This is a genomic window from Photobacterium arenosum (genome assembly GCF_014841115.1).
Taxonomy (GTDB): domain Bacteria; phylum Pseudomonadota; class Gammaproteobacteria; order Enterobacterales; family Vibrionaceae; genus Photobacterium; species Photobacterium arenosum.
Map to the genome: position 1 here is coordinate 14,785 of NZ_JACYTP010000002.1, position 15,881 is coordinate 30,665.

The 15,881-nt window shown below is 51.1% G+C and carries 18 protein-coding genes; 7 read left to right on the forward strand and 11 right to left on the reverse strand.

Annotation, left to right across the window (positions count from 1 at the left end; translation table 11 throughout):
* The first annotated feature begins 44 nt into the window (after window positions 1-44).
* Entirely contained in the window at window positions 45-671 is a 627-nt protein-coding gene (upp, locus tag IFO68_RS03140; protein WP_192014573.1) for a uracil phosphoribosyltransferase, read from the forward strand.
* 76 nt (window positions 672-747) lie between these two features.
* Here upp and IFO68_RS03145 read toward each other — a convergent pair whose 3' ends face one another.
* Window positions 748-1,998: a uracil-xanthine permease family protein gene (locus tag IFO68_RS03145; protein WP_192014574.1), complete on the reverse strand. Its 1,251-nt coding sequence runs from the start codon at window positions 1,996-1,998 to the stop codon at window positions 748-750.
* A gap of 455 nt (window positions 1,999-2,453) precedes the next feature.
* On the opposite strand from IFO68_RS03145, the gene IFO68_RS03150 reads away from it, so the two are divergent.
* Window positions 2,454-3,590 carry a DUF2066 domain-containing protein gene (locus IFO68_RS03150; RefSeq protein ID WP_303460141.1) on the forward strand — a complete coding sequence of 379 codons (1,137 nt, stop codon included), beginning with the start codon at window positions 2,454-2,456 and terminating at the stop codon, window positions 3,588-3,590.
* Between the two features lie 71 nt (window positions 3,591-3,661).
* Here the strand turns inward: IFO68_RS03150 and IFO68_RS03155 are convergent, their stop codons facing one another.
* The 4 genes from IFO68_RS03155 to bepA form a co-directional block, all read right to left on the reverse strand.
* The gene (locus IFO68_RS03155) at window positions 3,662-4,087 is read right to left on the reverse strand and encodes a DUF2069 domain-containing protein (RefSeq protein WP_192014576.1); all 426 of its coding nucleotides are present in this window, start codon (window positions 4,085-4,087) and stop codon (window positions 3,662-3,664) included.
* A 46-nt stretch (window positions 4,088-4,133) separates the two neighbouring features.
* Window positions 4,134-4,712, reverse strand: coding sequence for an NAD(P)H:quinone oxidoreductase (gene wrbA / locus IFO68_RS03160; protein WP_192014577.1), 579 nt, complete (start codon window positions 4,710-4,712; stop codon window positions 4,134-4,136).
* Window positions 4,712-5,062, reverse strand: coding sequence for an arsenate reductase (glutaredoxin) (arsC, locus tag IFO68_RS03165; RefSeq protein ID WP_192014578.1), 351 nt, complete (start codon window positions 5,060-5,062; stop codon window positions 4,712-4,714). Before arsC ends, wrbA begins: the two co-directional genes overlap by 1 nt.
* Window positions 5,063-5,170: 108 nt before the next feature.
* Complete coding sequence (gene bepA / locus IFO68_RS03170; RefSeq protein ID WP_192015026.1) at window positions 5,171-6,643, reverse strand: beta-barrel assembly-enhancing protease; 1,473 nt, start codon at window positions 6,641-6,643, stop codon at window positions 5,171-5,173.
* Between the two features lie 157 nt (window positions 6,644-6,800).
* Here bepA and IFO68_RS03175 point away from each other — a divergent pair, with 157 nt between their 5' ends.
* Genes IFO68_RS03175 through IFO68_RS03185 form a run of 3 tightly spaced genes read left to right on the forward strand, consistent with a single transcriptional unit; the run spans window position 6,801 to window position 9,020 of the window.
* Window positions 6,801-7,028, forward strand: a complete 228-nt coding sequence (locus IFO68_RS03175) for a sulfurtransferase TusA family protein (RefSeq protein ID WP_192015027.1) — start codon at window positions 6,801-6,803, stop codon at window positions 7,026-7,028.
* A 7-nt stretch (window positions 7,029-7,035) separates the two neighbouring features.
* The gene (locus IFO68_RS03180) at window positions 7,036-8,103 is read left to right on the forward strand and encodes an AI-2E family transporter (RefSeq protein WP_192014579.1); all 1,068 of its coding nucleotides are present in this window, start codon (window positions 7,036-7,038) and stop codon (window positions 8,101-8,103) included.
* A gap of 50 nt (window positions 8,104-8,153) precedes the next feature.
* Complete coding sequence (locus tag IFO68_RS03185) at window positions 8,154-9,020, forward strand: DMT family transporter (RefSeq protein WP_336510252.1); 867 nt, start codon at window positions 8,154-8,156, stop codon at window positions 9,018-9,020.
* Window positions 9,021-9,071: 51 nt separating this feature from the next.
* Here the strand turns inward: IFO68_RS03185 and bcp are convergent, their stop codons facing one another.
* Entirely contained in the window at window positions 9,072-9,542 is a 471-nt protein-coding gene (bcp, locus tag IFO68_RS03190) for a thioredoxin-dependent thiol peroxidase (RefSeq protein WP_192014580.1), read from the reverse strand.
* 24 nt (window positions 9,543-9,566) lie between these two features.
* Window positions 9,567-10,109 (reverse strand): glycine cleavage system transcriptional repressor, encoded by a 543-nt coding sequence (locus IFO68_RS03195; protein WP_192014581.1) that lies wholly within the window; start codon window positions 10,107-10,109, stop codon window positions 9,567-9,569.
* Window positions 10,110-10,397: 288 nt separating this feature from the next.
* Between IFO68_RS03195 and dapA the strand changes: the two genes are divergently transcribed.
* Window positions 10,398-11,294: a 4-hydroxy-tetrahydrodipicolinate synthase gene (gene dapA / locus IFO68_RS03200; protein WP_027253793.1), complete on the forward strand. Its 897-nt coding sequence runs from the start codon at window positions 10,398-10,400 to the stop codon at window positions 11,292-11,294.
* Between the two features lie 17 nt (window positions 11,295-11,311).
* A complete protein-coding gene (gene bamC, locus IFO68_RS03205; RefSeq protein WP_192014582.1) occupies window positions 11,312-12,343 on the forward strand; it encodes an outer membrane protein assembly factor BamC in 1,032 nt (343 codons plus the stop codon).
* 139 nt (window positions 12,344-12,482) lie between these two features.
* Here bamC and lipA read toward each other — a convergent pair whose 3' ends face one another.
* From lipA to IFO68_RS03225, 4 genes are all read right to left on the reverse strand, one after another.
* Window positions 12,483-13,454, reverse strand: coding sequence for a lipoyl synthase (gene lipA / locus IFO68_RS03210; protein ID WP_192014583.1), 972 nt, complete (start codon window positions 13,452-13,454; stop codon window positions 12,483-12,485).
* A gap of 2 nt (window positions 13,455-13,456) precedes the next feature.
* Window positions 13,457-14,101 (reverse strand): lipoyl(octanoyl) transferase LipB, encoded by a 645-nt coding sequence (lipB, locus tag IFO68_RS03215; RefSeq protein ID WP_192014584.1) that lies wholly within the window; start codon window positions 14,099-14,101, stop codon window positions 13,457-13,459.
* A gap of 115 nt (window positions 14,102-14,216) precedes the next feature.
* Window positions 14,217-14,492 carry a DUF493 family protein YbeD gene (gene ybeD / locus IFO68_RS03220; RefSeq protein WP_192014585.1) on the reverse strand — a complete coding sequence of 92 codons (276 nt, stop codon included), beginning with the start codon at window positions 14,490-14,492 and terminating at the stop codon, window positions 14,217-14,219.
* 157 nt (window positions 14,493-14,649) lie between these two features.
* Entirely contained in the window at window positions 14,650-15,825 is a 1,176-nt protein-coding gene (locus IFO68_RS03225) for a serine hydrolase (RefSeq protein WP_192014586.1), read from the reverse strand.
* Between the last annotated feature and the right edge of the window lie 56 nt (window positions 15,826-15,881).

A 15,881-nucleotide genomic window follows, 5' to 3' on the forward strand; every position in this document is an offset into this window, starting at 1 on the left:
TAATAGATCGATTTTTTTGAAATTTTGTTGTGTAGGAGTCCAAGATGAAAGTCGTTGAGGTAAAACATCCGCTGGTGAAGCATAAAATTGGCCTGATGCGTGAAGCCGACATCAGCACCAAGCGGTTCCGCGAGCTGGCGACAGAGGTGGGAAGCCTGCTGACTTATGAAGCGACGTCTGACTTCGAAACAGAGACAATTACCATTGAAGGTTGGAATGGCCCGGTTGAGGTTGATCAAATCAAAGGTAAGAAAGTGACAGTGGTGCCGATTCTGCGTGCCGGCCTGGGTATGATGGACGGTGTGCTGGAACATATGCCAAGTGCCCGCATCAGTACTGTCGGTATTTATCGTGATGAGGAAACGCTGGAGCCTGTGCCTTATTTCCATAAGCTGGCATCAAACATTGATGAGCGTATGGCGCTGGTGGTTGATCCTATGCTGGCGACCGGTGGTTCTATGATTGCCACTATTGATTTGCTGAAAGAGCACGGCTGTAATGCCATTAAAGTGCTGGTGCTGGTGGCAGCGCCTGAGGGCATTGCGGCTCTTGAGAAAGCGCACCCGGATGTAGAGCTGTACACAGCGGCTATCGATCAGAAGCTGAACGATAAAGGCTATATTGTCCCAGGTCTGGGTGATGCCGGTGACAAAATCTTTGGTACTAAGTAACAGCAGTTAACGCGCATAAAAAAACCGGCAGTTCGCCGGTTTTTTTGACTCTGTCTATTGGCTCAGAATAATGGGATCAGACGTCGTTAGAACCCATTTGTGCATTATCCACCACTTTGCTTTCACCCAAGTCTTTCGGCAGCACCAGGTTCAGGACAATGGCAACGATACCGCACAAGCTGATGCCCTGCAGGCTGAATTCGCCAATGCCAAACGCCATACCGCCAATACCGAACACCAGAGTCACAGCCACAATCACCAGATTGCGTGATTTGTGCAGATCGACCTGATGCTTAATCAGAGTATTCAGCCCTACTGTCGCGATAGAGCCGAACAGCAAAATCATGATACCTCCCATCACAGGCACAGGTATGGTTTGCAGTGTGGCGCCCAGCTTACCGACAAAAGCCAGAATGATGGCAGTGACAGCGCTCCAGGTCATGATGGCCGGGTTGAATGCTTTGGTCAGCATAACGGCACCTGTGACTTCTGAATAAGTGGTATTAGGCGGCGCGCCAAACATGGATGCGGCAATGGTTGCCACGCCGTCACCGGCCATGGTGCGGTGCAGACCCGGTTTTTTGAGATAGTCTTTGCCCGTCACATTCGAAATGGCCAGCATGTCACCGACGTGTTCAACAGCCGGGGCAATCGCCACAGGGATCATGAACAGAATGGCATTGATATTGAATTCTGGCATGGTGAAATTCGGCATGGCCAGCCAGCTTGCTTGCTGTACCGGTGTGAAATCGACCACACCGAATGCCAGGCTGGTGGCATAACCGGCCAGAATACCTGAGATGATAGGCACGAGCTTGAAAATGCCTTTGGCGAGTACGCTGACCAGAATAGTCACGAGCAGCGAGATACTGGCAATCCACAAAGCCACATCGCCGTTTACAATCTGGATGGCGCCATCACCACTTTTTCCCAGCGCCATGTTGACTGCCGCAGGTGCCAGCCCTAACCCGATCACCATGATGACGGGGCCGACCACCACAGGCGGAAGCAGTTTATGGATAATGCCGACCCCGCGGACTTTAATCACACTGGCCATGATCAGGTAGATCACCCCGGCCATCATCAGGCCACCGAGTGTCGCAGGGATCCCCCAGGTTTGGACGCCGTAAAGGATGGGAGCAATGAAAGCAAAAGAGGAAGCAAGGAAGATGGGGACACTGCGTTTGGTGATGACCTGGAAAAGTAAGGTGCCGATACCGGCGCCGAACAGCGCGACGTTGGGATCCAGTCCGGTTAAAAGCGGCACCAGAACCAGCGCACCAAATGCTACAAAAAGCATCTGCACACCTTGTAATATCTGCATCATTGTCACGAATCTCCCTTGGTATAAAAAAATCGCGCAATGCTAGCACAAGCGCAAACGTTTCCCCAATGATCCTGAATATTAATTTTATAGTCTTGTTATTAGTGTGGCGTGAAAGGCTAAAGCTGGCGGACTGTCTATGATTTCATCTTGCGATACGCGTAGTAAGTTTGTTCAGGACGAGAACCTCTGATGCAAGGTTAATCTGTCTGAAGAAAGAAAGCTAACTTGTCCCCGTTTTTGGTATTTTTTTATGGTAAATAACGTCATTTGTCGCTAGCTAAGGTATAGTGAGCCCTGTCAATTTGCTGACGTCAGGTTATGGCTCACTGCAGTCATAACTCTCACAACAGGATGATTCTCATCCTTTATTTACAATGATATTCGACGAGTGATTTATGTGGCGTGTTGCTTTTTTTCTTGTAGCGCTCATGGCTTTGCCGCTGCAGGCGGCTACAGTGAATACTTTATATCAGGCGCAGGTGCCTCTGCCTGATTCCGACCGGCAAACGGAGCGAACCGCACGGGTTGCCGCCTTACAACAAGTGCTGGTGAAAGTGTCCGGGCAGCGAGACATCGTCAGCAATGACGTCATCCGGAAAGCGCTGGAAAACAGCAGCTCTTATGTCAGCCAGCTGGGTTACGGCAATGAGCAGGGACAGCCGGTGCTGGAAATCAGTTTTGACAGCGAGAAAATCCGTACACTGCTGACTCAGGCCAGTGCCACGTTTTGGTCCGAGCAACGACCCACTGTGCTTGTCTGGCTGGTGGAAGAGGCTAATCGTGATCGCGCGATAGTGTGGGATCAGTCCGGTAATAGCCTGCAAGCTAGTCTGAACCTGGCGGCGGCGCACCGTGGTGTGCCAGTGCTGCTGCCCATCGGTGATTTTCAGGACGTGACCGCTATTAGTGTGCCGGATTTGTGGGGCGGATTTTCGCAGCCAATTGCGAATGCCAGCACTCGTTATCAGCCCGATGCAGTACTGATTGCGCGTGTTCAGCGTCGCAGCGACAGCATGCAGCTGGCCTGGCAACTGTATCCGAGTTCACCGGCAGCCATGCTGGATGGCAACTCAGCATCACTCGAGGGGCGTAACAGTGGAGACAGTGTGGCGGCCATTACGGCGATGATGGATCAGGTTGCCGACAATCTGGCATCACGCTATGCCGTGCAGCTGGGTGGTGCCACCGAAGGCGGTTTTGCCATTGACGTGGCTAATGTGCGCCGGGTTGAAGACTTTTTTCAGCTTGAGAAACTGCTGAAAGATCTCAGCTCAGTGGCCTCTGTGAATGCCAGCCATTTGCAGGGTGATAAGGTCCGCTTTGCGATTCAGCTGTTGAGCAACGAACAGGTGTTTGCCCGCGAGTTGAGTATGGAACCCAGGATTCAGGCACAGCCGGCTGCGTCGCTGGTGCGTGATGTCGCCTTTGATAATCAATCCGCAGAGGATACAACTCCAGCGAAGCAGGAAGGTATGATAGTGCCGACCTCCAGAGAAGGATCGGCGTCTGAGCCCTTGTCTCAGCTGGATGTGTCTGGCACTCAGGCTGCAACATCCAGCATCGGTTTGTATTACTGGAACCCAAACGCCTGATACTATTGCAGAAAATTATCGTAAAAAAGCCCCCAGGCTGAGTGCCGGGGGCTTTTTTCATCTCATTGTCTTTACTTATCGCCGTGGGCTTCCCGCTCTTCCCGCTCAACCTGAGACAGTTTTTTAAGCTTGTTGCCCAATTCCCGGCTCCGTGTCCGTGCAAACAGAATGTTGGCGAAAAAAGCCGCGGTGGCCAGTCCGAGTTCAATCAAGGCCAGCCAGCGCTCTCCGCCGTCAATCCAAAGCAGCGTCAGGGCATGCAGAAAATAGAACATCAGAATGAAGTTTGCCCAGGCGTGGGTGTAAGGCTTACCTTGCAGCATTCCTTTGAGAGGCAGCAGCAAAGGCAGTATCCACATCCCGGCAACCACATAGTTGTTCAGGTGCGGGTGGGGCGAAATCACGCTCTGCCACAGAAAAACCCACAGTAGCAGAGACAGGTTGGCTGTCAGTGCGAAGTAGCGTAATTTCTGTGTTGAAGGGCTCATCGGTTTCATATTGGTATCCGTATCCTAAAACTGCGCAGGTGCGACTGGATAATACTTATTGATGTAATTGCCTGGCCGTTTGTGCCAGCCTTTTGCCTAACGCTTGCGCCAGAGCGGCTTCATCTGGTGTCAGTCCGTCGTTCTGATTGAGGTGTGAGGCACCATAGGGAGTACCGCCAGACTGGGTGGTATGCAGCAGTGGTTCGGAGTAAGGCAGTCCTAATACCAGCATGCCGTGATGCAGAAGCGGTAACAGCATGGACTGCAGTGTTGTCTCCTGTCCGCCATGCATTGAAGACGATGCGGTAAACACGCAGGCAGGTTTGCCAATCAGGCTGCCCGAGAGCCATTGCGCACTGGTACTGTCGATGAAGTGTTTCAGTGGCGCGGCCATATTGCCAAAGCGAACAGGGCTGCCCAGGGCCAGCCCCTGGCACTGCTCCAGATCAGCGACAGTCACAAAGGGATCGCCGTTGTCCTGAGCGTTTTCCAGCTCGCCGTTTGCACGTATCTCAGGGACGGTACGCAGTACCGCCTCACACCCCTCAATCTGGCCAATGCCGCGTGCTATCTGTCTGGCGAGCTGGCGGGTGCTGCCATGGCGGCTATAGTAGAGCACCAGAATGGGCAGCATCAGAGGATATCCAGTACTTGCTCAGGCGGACGGCCAAGCGCCGCTTTGTCACCTTTGACCACGATAGGGCGCTCAATCAGTTTGGGGTGGGCAACCATAGCGTCACGCAGCGCCTGCTCAGAGACTGAGTCGTCGGCCAGATTCAGTTCTTTGTAGATGTCTTCTTTGGTGCGCATCATCTGGCGGGCAGAGTCAAATCCCAGCTTTCGCTGCAGCTCGGCTAATTGCTCAGCGGAAGGCGTCTCTTCCAGATACTTAATAATGTCTGGCTGGATGCCTTTGCTTTCAAGCAGGTTTAAAGTTTCCCGGCTTTTTGAGCAGCGTGGATTGTGATAAATAGTGACAGACATAATAGCTCCAGGATTGTCGGTATCTAATTGTTAGGTAAAGTTGTTAAGGTAAAGCCCGCCAGAATCAGCGGGCTAAATAACGGATATTAAGGTGACGTGCCGCTTTGATCAGAGATCGGCAAATCTGGCTCGTGCCAGACGCAGCTGATCGATGCGTGCGTCATATCTGGCCTGATCCAGCGAGCCGACATCGACTATCTGGCTGGCCTGAATATAATTCTGGATCGCTTTTTCCCAGTCGCCGCGTAATGCCATTACTTCCGCACGTGCTGCCAGCTCACCGTCTCTGCGTCCGATGCCGGCATAAGCCTCGGCCAGCATCCCCCAGCCGTTGATATCGGCTGGATTATCATAGGTAAAGCGGCTTAACAGCGACAGGCTGTCTTTCGCCCGGCCTGCTTCAAGGAGGGCGTGGGCCAGGTTGAGCCTGAGGACGGCATTTTCCGGGTTGGACTTAAGCGCGTGCTGTAACCGGTTAATGGCACTGTCATAGCGTTTCTGGAACAAATCTAAATCGGTTGCAGAATCAATAAAGAAACGGTTACCTGGCTCGGCCTGCAGCAGCGGCATCAGCAATTCACGTGCCTGGTCATATTTTCCGCTGTCCATATACACTACAGCCTTGCCGTAATTTACTGCCATCAGGGTGGCGCCGCGTGCCTCTTTTCCTTTGCGGTTGAACCAGTCCAGCGCATTTCGGCTGTCCAGATTGGCATATCGCGCGATGATTCTGGCCTGAGCCAGCAGATAGTTTTCCGAAACGGCTACACGGCGAGGCGGATACTGAGCAGCGCGGCTTCGGGTATCAGCAATACGGGATTCCGGTAATGGGTGAGTCAGCAACATAGCAGGTGGCGTACTGGCGTATCGGTACTGGTCGGCTAAACGGCCAAAAAAGCCCGGCATAGCCTGAACATCAAACCCGGCTTTGGCTAAGGTCGCAATGCCAATGCGGTCTGCTTCCATCTCATTGCTGCGAGTATAGTTTATCTGGCCTTGCACTGAGGCGGCGGTGGTCGCCTGCATGGCAGCAATACCTGCTTCCGGTGAGGCAATCGCCAGCATGAGTGAGCCAATCAGAGCAGCCATAGTGGCAGGTGATTTCTTGGCTTGATCTTCCATGCTTCTGGCCAGATGGCGCTGAGTGATGTGGGCAATTTCGTGCGCCATCACAGAGGCCAGCTCACTTTCACTTTGGGCATGCAAGAACAGTCCGCTGTGCAGGGCAACGTGGCCGCCAAAAAAAGCAAAGGCGTTCACTTCCCGGTTCTGAATCAGAAAAAACTCAAACGGAGTGCGCACATCCTGCGCATTGGCCACTAATCTGTGCCCCAGATCTTTGACATATTCGGACAGTAAAGGGTCATTAATGATAGGTTTACTGGCTCGCAGCAAGCGCATATAAGCATCACCGTACTCCAGCTCTTTTTCGATGGTCAGTGTCGCGGCGGCCGTTGTTCCGATCTCGGGCAGATCTTCCAAAGAAGCCTCAGCCCAGCTCACTGGCACTGTGCTAAGCAGAGCACACAGCAGCAAACAAACTGGCTTTTTGACAAATCGAAGCTTAGAAAAGGTGATCATCTTCATTCGTATGTTGATATTCCGGTTGCTGCGGGATTTGCAGTTAATCAATCTGCGCGCTTACAGGTATGACAACAAAAGCTCCAGGGTGTTTCTTTCTTGTCGTCATAATGTTATTTACAATAACTTGTTGGATAATAACCGCCTGTGCCTGAGAATGGAAATACCTAAGCTGGATTTAACCGATACCCGTTGCCCGCTGGCCTTACTGACGGCAAAGCGCACTTGCCGTCTGCTCAAAGCCGGGCAGCCGTTGGAGATACATATCTGTGATGCCGGCTCAAGAAAAGATATACCACGCTATTTGTTGAATCATGGGTTTCAGGTTCATATTCAATCAGATAACCCACAGTTACTTGTGATTACCGTTACTAGAAGGTTGTGACGCTCATATGCTCGAAATGATTAGTCGCTGGTATCAGCGCAGATTTTCTGACCCCCACGCGGTCAGTTTGGTGGCGATCCTCTTGGTGGGCTTCATCACCATCTATTTTTTCGGCAACCTCATCGCGCCTTTGCTTGCTGCAATAGTGCTCGCTTACTTACTGGAATGGCCGGTGATGTATCTGACCCGGATGAAAGTGCCACGAACGCTGGCCGTCACTCTGGTCATATTGCTGTTCGCCGGGTTAATGGTGATGGCCGTTTTCGTGTTGATTCCTGTTATTTGGCATCAGATCAGTAATTTGCTTTCTGATATGCCGAGTATGTTTAACGATCTGCAGCATTATGTGTCCAGCCTGCCAGAGCGATACCCTGAACTGGTTCAGCCGGAGCAGATAACGACTGTGATGACCAGCCTTCGTGCAAAAGTGCTGGGTATGGGCGAGAGTGCTCTGAAAGGCTCAGTGGCATCGCTGTTGAGCCTGGCGACACTGGCTGTCTATCTGATTCTGGTGCCCTTACTGGTCTTTTTCTTGCTGAAAGACAAGGATGAGATGCTCAGTGCTTTCAGCCGCATACTGCCTCGCAACCGTCGCCTGGCCAGTAAGGTCGGCGCTGAGATGAACCAGCAGATTTCGAATTATATCCGCGGTAAGGTCACTGAAATTTTTATTGTCGGTACTGTCAGTTACATCACTTTTGCGCTGCTTGATTTGCGTTATGCCTTGTTACTGGCTGTGCTGGTGGGTTTCTCGGTATTGATTCCATATATAGGCGCGGCAGCGGTGACTTTGCCTGTCGCTATGGTCGGGCTGTTCCAGTGGGGGCTGACGCCAGACTTCTGGTGGCTGCTGGTGGCCTACGGCATTATTCAGACGCTGGATGGTAATGTGCTGGTGCCTGTCCTCTTTTCTGAAGCGGTGAATCTTCATCCGGTCGCTATCATTATTTCCGTGCTGGTCTTTGGCGGGTTATGGGGCTTCTGGGGGGTGTTCTTTGCGATTCCGTTAGCCACACTGGTGAAGGCCGTTTGGAATGCATTACCGGCCACAGATCATGGCGAAGAAACCGATTAACCATCACTTAGCTAGTCAGCGCACAGCTAGTCATCGCACAGGGAAGTTACGTGAATATATCCGTGAAGATATTACTGCTGACCGGGCTGGCGATGCTGGCCTTTGCTGCCAATTCACTGCTTAACCGGGTGGCCTTGTCTGACACGACAATTGATCCCGCCAGTTTTACTCTGATTCGTTTACTGGCGGGGGCTCTGTTTTTATGGCTCATTCACGCTTACCGTCATTCAAGTAAGAAACACAGAGCGAGTGTGGGCGGCAACTGGCTGTCTGCGCTGGCACTCTTCATCTATGCAGCCGGCTTTTCTTTTGCTTACCTCAGTCTGACAGCAGCGACTGGTGCATTACTGCTGTTTGCCGCGGTGCAAATCACCATGATGGCCGTTGCGCTGAGCAAAGGTGAAAGGCTGACCTCCTTGCAAGTGATTGGTTTTACACTTGCCTTGGCAGGGCTGGTGGTACTTTTGTTACCCGGGGTGTCAGCGCCTTCCTGGCAGGGAGCTGTTCTGATGCTGATGGCGGGGGTGGCTTGGGGAGCCTATACCCTGCGAGGTAAAGGTGCCACAGATCCGCTCCAGACGACGGCAGGGAACTTTTTGCGTGCTGTGCCATTTGGTCTGGCATGCTGGTTGATATGGGGGAAAACTGAGCTGGATGTGCTCGGGGTGTGGTATGCCGTGCTTTCTGGTGGGCTAGCCTCAGGCGTCGGTTATGCGATTTGGTATACTGTCTTACCTTCGCTGAGCGCAATGATAGCGGCTACCGTTCAGCTCAGCGTGCCTGTTTTGGCGGCTGTCGGTGGTGTGCTGATGTTATCGGAGCCCGTGACACTACGATTGCTGGTCGCTTCGATGGCGATTCTGGGAGGGATAGCCATGGTTATCGGGGCCCGAAAAGTGACCAATTCAGGGCAATGACGCTGAAAGCACAAAGGCCGAGCTGACGGCCTTTGCTGAGTGTCCGCAGGACTAGCTGTTACCGTTCAGATAAGCCAGCACGACTTCGTGGTGATCTTTGGTTTTGAATTTATTAAAGACATGTTCAATGACACCGTCTTCGTTAATCAGAAAGCTGATACGGTGCAGGCCATCGTACACTTTGCCCATGAACTTTTTCTCGCCCCATACGCCAAACTGTTCGGCAACAGCATGATCTTCATCAGAGAGCAGAGTGAAGTTCAGGTTGTCGCGCTCAATGAATTTAGGCAGGCGTTTGACCGGATCAATACTGATACCCAGTACAGCGACGTTCAGCGCATCCAGCTCCGATTTGCTGTCGCGTAATCCGCAGGCTTGTACGGTACAGCCCGGGGTCATGGCCTTAGGATAAAAATAAGCGAGTACTTTTTTACCTTTGAAGTCTTTCAGGCTGACAGGCGCACCATTCTGATCTGGCAGAGTGAAGTCAGGCGCAGGAGTACCTGCAGTCAAGGTTTGCATGTGTCGTTCCTTATCATTCGGAGGTTACTTGGGTAAATGGCCGGTAAATGTCACTGTGCCTGTGACTTGCACTGTCTGGCACAGGGCTTCAAATTCTTCCTGCAAAGACATCAGATTGCAACCTTCAGGCAGATTAGTACTGAGCTGTAAGGTGAGCTGGTCTTCTTCACCTTTACCTACTTCTTCCTGGGAGTGAGCACTGAGTGCTGAAATGTCTATTTGGCGGCTGGCACAGAAATGGGTGAACTTTTCTATCAGACCCGGGGCATCATTGCCTTCAATGTGGAAGTCGGCGGTATAGGGATAAAAGCGGTGCTCGTGCTTGGTGGTTCTTTTCATCACGGTCAGCAGATCAAACTGCTGGGCCTGAAGCGGCAGGGTTGCTTCAACCTTGGCTATCGATGCTGCCGTTCCTGACAGTAAAAGTATGAAGGTAAATTCACTGCCAAAAATAGCCAGTCGGCTGTCTTCAATATTGCAGCCGCTGAGTGAGATATGTCGGGTAATTTCATCAGTAATACCCGGGCGATCTGAGCCGATTGCGGTGATGACGAGGTAGTGTTCCATACAGTTTCACATTGATGACCTTTATGTTTGCATGGTAGCACAGCCAACTTATCTCCTGCCATGAAGTTACCTGCGCAAATGATGATATTGTTATGATTGGTATATTTTGTTGTTAAATTCGCTGGCAATGGTGCAAGCCACTGGTTTAATCCACTTTTGACAGGGGATCACAGGACAGAATTAACGAACAGGATATGGCCAGCCATGACAGCTATTTTACATTCTACTTGCTTGTGTTTACTGCCACTGAAAAGTACCATGAGAAATCAATAAAAAAGGGAGATCGACATGTTTACTGGTAGCATGGTAGCGCTAGTTACGCCCTTGGATGAAGTCGGCGAAGTTGATTACGCCAGCCTGAAATCCTTGGTTGAATATCATATTGCAGCGGGTACAGACGCGATTGTCGCTGTTGGTACCACAGGTGAGTCAGCGACTCTGACTGTTGAAGAGCACGTCAAAGTCGTGCTGAAGACAGTCGATTTTGCTCAGGGACGTATCCCTGTTATTGCCGGTACAGGCGCTAATGCCACCCATGAAGCCATCACTTTTAGCAAACTATTCTCGGGTACGGGCGTAGCAGCTTGCCTGACCGTCACACCGTATTACAACAAACCGACTCAGGAAGGTTTGTATCAGCATTTTAAAGCGATTTCAGAAGCCACCGATCTGCCTCAGATTCTGTATAACGTACCAGGTCGTACGTCGGTAGACATGTTGCCTGAAACGGTTGCCCGCCTGTCTAAGCTGGATAACATTATCGGCGTCAAAGATGCGACAGGTGATTTAGCCCGAGTGGAAAAAACACGGGAACTTTGTGGCAAAGATTTCCTCCAATTCAGCGGTGATGATGCAACAGGTCTGGAATTTGTGGCACGCGGCGGTCACGGCGTGATTTCTGTGACGGCGAATATTGCAGCACCAGATATGGCAACTATGTTCCAGTTGGCCTTAAAAGGAGAACTGGACGAGGCGAAAGCCATTGATGCTAAACTGATGCCGCTGCACAAGCACCTGTTTGTTGAGTCCAATCCCATTCCGGTGAAATGGGCAGCACAAAAGCTTGGACTGATTCAGCACGGCACACTGCGTTTGCCATTAACGCCACTGAGCAAAGAGGCTGAACCTGTGGTGTTGCAAGCGTTGAAAGATGCGAAACTGCTGCCTTCACTGGCTACCGCATAGGAACGTAAGAACTCTACATGAATGTGAATTACAGGCTGGCAGTTACAGCTGTCATGGTGGCTGCTTTGGCTGGCTGTTCTGGCAGTGCAGAGCGACGCCGACAGGCTAACCAGGATTTTAATTATCTGGAAACAGCGCCGTTAAGCAGCTGGAACAGCCCTAGCGGCTCAGCAGCGACGCTGTCGAACGAGTATGCGATACCGTCTAAAGAATACCCGGGCGCGATTGGCAGGGCTGTAGATATTCGTCCTCCTCAGCAAGTTCTGGCCCTGATCCCTGGTGCCAGAACTGTGCACAACAGTGATGGTACCGTTAGTTTGCAGTTAGTGAATTCGGCTGAACTGGACGAGTTGTGGACTCTGACCAAACGTATGGCAACTGAGCGTAATATTGCTCTTGATGTGAATACGGCCCGGACGCTTGAAACCGGGTGGGTGAACTGGAACAACGAAGATGAAGATACTGAGATAAGCAGTCGCTATCGGATTTCTCGTGACAGTGCCAACGACCAGAACCTGTATACCATCAAACTGCTCGACTGGCGTGAAGCCGGTGTAGAGAAACCTGTCAGTATGGTTAATCAGGAGCGTTACAGCATTCTGATGACCAACCTGGTGATGGCCAAGTACGATGCTTATGAGCGAGAGAAAGCAAGATTACGTGCCGAGGAGCTGGTGAAGCAGATCCCAATCACTATGGGCCAGGATCGTAGCGGCTTGCCTGTGATTATCGCCCGCGCGCCTTACAACGTGTTCTGGGAACGCCTGCCAAGTCTGTTGCAGACCCTGGGCTTTACTGTCGACGGGCGCAATCGCTCACAAGGCACGATCGATGTGAGCTTCCGTAACCCGGATGACAGCTTCTGGGTCGATTTAGGCATTCAGCCTCTGCAGTTGGAAAACCGCGAATATAAGTTGCAGCTGGGGGATTTGGGTAACCGGACTTCGATCACAGTGACAGATGAAGACGGAAAACCGATCACAGACGAGGCATTAGAAAGTATTGCTCCGGTATTAGCCGCTGTGATTGACAAAGATAATCAGAAGTAATTTTTTTCTGATTCTTATCGCGACAAAAGTTAACTGACAAAACGAGAACGACAAAAAAACGCTTCGGCATCTGAAAGGATTGCCGAAGCGTTTTCTTATGTACGGATAAGAGAAAGGGTATTCTCTGCTATCACGCGTTTTATTTCACTACTTCGCCTTTTGCCTGCAGATCGGCATGGTAGGAAGAGCGAACAAACGGGCCACAGGCAGCATGAGTAAAGCCCAGTTCCAGCGCGATTTCTTTCAGCTCATCAAACTCTGACGGCGGCACATAACGCTCAACCGGCAGGTGATGTCGGCTTGGTGCCAGGTACTGACCCAGTGTCAGCATGGTGACACCGTGAGCGCGAAGATCTTTCAGTACTTCCACAATTTCTTCTTTGGTTTCACCCAGTCCCATCATCAGGCCTGACTTGGTCGGCACTTCAGGATGCATCTCACCAAACTTTTTCAGCAGATCCAGTGACCACTGGTAGTTGGCACCCGGGCGGGCCTTGCGGTACAGGCGCGGTGCGGTTTCCAGGTTGTGGTTGAAGACATCCGGCGGGTTATCGCGCAGGATCTCCAGTGCATGATCCATACGACCACGGAAGTCGGGTACCAGAGTTTCGATTTTGATGTCAGGGTTTTTCACCCGAATCTCACGGATACAGTCAGCAAAGTGTTGGGCACCACCATCACGGAGATCATCACGGTCAACCGAGGTGACAACCACATAGCGTAGTTTCATGTCGGCAATGGTCTGAGAAAGCTGTACCGGCTCTTCGGCATTCGGAGGCAGAGGACGGCCGTGGGCCACGTCGCAGAACGGACAACGACGAGTACAGATAGCACCCAGAATCATGAAGGTCGCAGTACCGTGACTGAAACACTCTGCCAGGTTAGGGCAAGAAGCTTCCTCACACACGGAGTGGAGGTTGTTCTTGCGCATCGCCGCTTTGATTTCCTGAATACGCTGAGTGTCGGCCGGGAGCTTGATCTTCATCCACTCTGGCTTACGCAGCATTTCGCGAGGCTTTTCCTCTGCTTCCATGTTACGTACAGGAATCAGGGCCATTTTATCGGCGTCACGGTATTTGACACCAGGTTCAATTACGATCGGTTTGCTCATGATTAATTGCTTTCCGTTGTCCACTCTATGCTCTGGTAATCGAGCAGTTTCACTAACTCATCGACAAGTACAGGTTGCACGTCAGCCAGTTCTGTAGGGCCATTTAGCCTGGCCAGCTGAGTCATTTCCATACCCGCATAACCGCAGGGATTAATACGCAGAAAAGGTGTTAAATCCATGTCGACATTAAGAGCCAGACCATGAAAAGAACAGCCGCGACGGATACGTAGGCCGAGTGAGCAGATTTTTTTACCGTCGACATACACGCCAGGTGCATCAGGACGGGCGTTGGATGCTACACCGAAGCGGGATAGCGTGTTGATTACGGTGTTTTCAATGTGCGTGACCAGTTCGCGGACGCCAAGTTTATGGCGACGCAGGTCAATCAACAGATACATCATTTGTTGTCCGGGACCATGATAGGTCACCTGTCCGCCACGGTCACTCTGAAAAATCGGGATGTCGCCGGGATTGAGCACGTGTTCAGCTTTGCCAGCCTGACCCTGTGTAAAGACGGGAAGGTGCTCAACCAGCCAGATTTCGTCGACAGTGTCGTCATCACGGTTGGCGGTAAAGTGATGCATGGCCTCATAAGTAACAGAATAGTCTGTCAGGCCCAGATTGCGGACAATGAGATTTCGTTGCACATTTCACCCATGTTGTCTGTCGGTCTCAGTTGAGAGCCATTCGAGACCAATAATGGTGCATTATAAATCGTGGCGGCTAAAATTTCAGCCGCCAATTGCTCGGTAGGACCAGGTATCAGAGCACGACACGAACAATGTCGATTTCACCCAGCTCTTTATACAGGGTTTCAACCTGCTCAATATGGGTCGCTGTGATAGTGATAGACACGGCACTGTAGGTCCCTTTTCCGCTTGGTTTAACGGTTGGGGTATAATCGCCAGGCGCATGACGCTGGACAACTTCCACCACCAAATCAGGCAGCTCAGGCTTGTTAAAGCCCATTACCTTGAAAGAAAACTGACAAGGGAACTCGAGTAAATCTTTAAGTTTTGGCTGTTCTTGCTGTTGCATGCTGAACTCCCAGGAAGGTATGCGGTATATCACAATTTAGGGCAGCATATTAATGGCTCGCAGTCCATAACACAAGTCAAGCATAGGGGCTGGGAAGCAGGCCGCAGCGGCAAAAAGAAAAAGGACAGCGAGGCTGTCCTTTATCAAAAGCGGTGACTTAGCTTAGCCAGCCTTTAAAGAGTAAGACTACGTAGTCAATTAAGCGGCTGAAAATACTGCCTTCGTTAACTTCGTTGAGCGCCAGAAGCGGGTATTCAGCCACGTCTTCATCGCCCAGACGGTAGTAAAGTTTACCTACCACGTCGCCTTTACGGATAGGCGCTTTTAACTCTTTTTCCAGCACAAAGTTAGCTTTCAGATCTTTGGCGGAACCGCGAGGCAAGGTCACGAAAGTATCCTGATTGACGCCCAGGGAGACTTCATCGTTGTCGCCCATCCAGACTTTTTCGGTGACAAAAGTTTCGTTCGCTTTATGCGGCGAAACGGTTTCGAAGAAGCGGAAACCGTAGTTCAGTAACTTCTTACTCTCAGCCTTACGGGCATTGGCGCTTTTGGTGCCCATCACAACCGCAATCAGGCGCATCTGACCTTCAGTGGCGGTACTGACCAGGCTGTAACCCGCATTGTCCGTGTGGCCGGTTTTCAGGCCGTCAACATTCAGGCTTTTGTCCCACAGCAGGCTGTTACGGTTAAACTGTTCAATGCCGTTGTAACGGAATGATTTTTCTTTATAGATGGCAAACTCATCCGGCACATCACGGATCAGACCCTGTGCCAGCAAGGCCATATCATAAGGTGTGGTGTACAGTTTGTCGTTGTCCAGGCCGTGTACATTGGCGAAGTGTGTTGAATCCATGCCCAGCGATTTCGCCCAGCCATTCATCAGATCAACGAACGAGTCTTCTGAACCGGCGACATGTTCAGCCATGGCCACACAGGCATCATTGCCGGACTGAATAATAATGCCGCGATTAAGGTCAGCGACTTTTACTTCGCTGCCCACTTCAATGAACATTTTTGATGAACCCGGGAAATTTTTTGCCCAGGCATTTTTGCTGATCACAACAGTATCATCCATAGAGATGTTACCGCGTTTGATTTCCTGACCGATCACATAACTGGTCATCATTTTAGTCAGGCTTGCAGGTGGAATCTTATCGTATTCTTGTTGCCCGGCAAGAATTTTACCTGAATGGTAATCCATCAGGACATAACCTTTAGCGGCTATCTGCGGGGCTTCTGGAACAACGGCGGGCGCCGCGGCCGCTGAAAGACTAGTCAGTAAAGCGGTTGAAACAGCGACAGAGCGAAAAAATGCAGCAGATTTATTCATGATATATGTTACTTGGGTTACGGATATCAAAAAATTGGAACCACTATATCAGATTG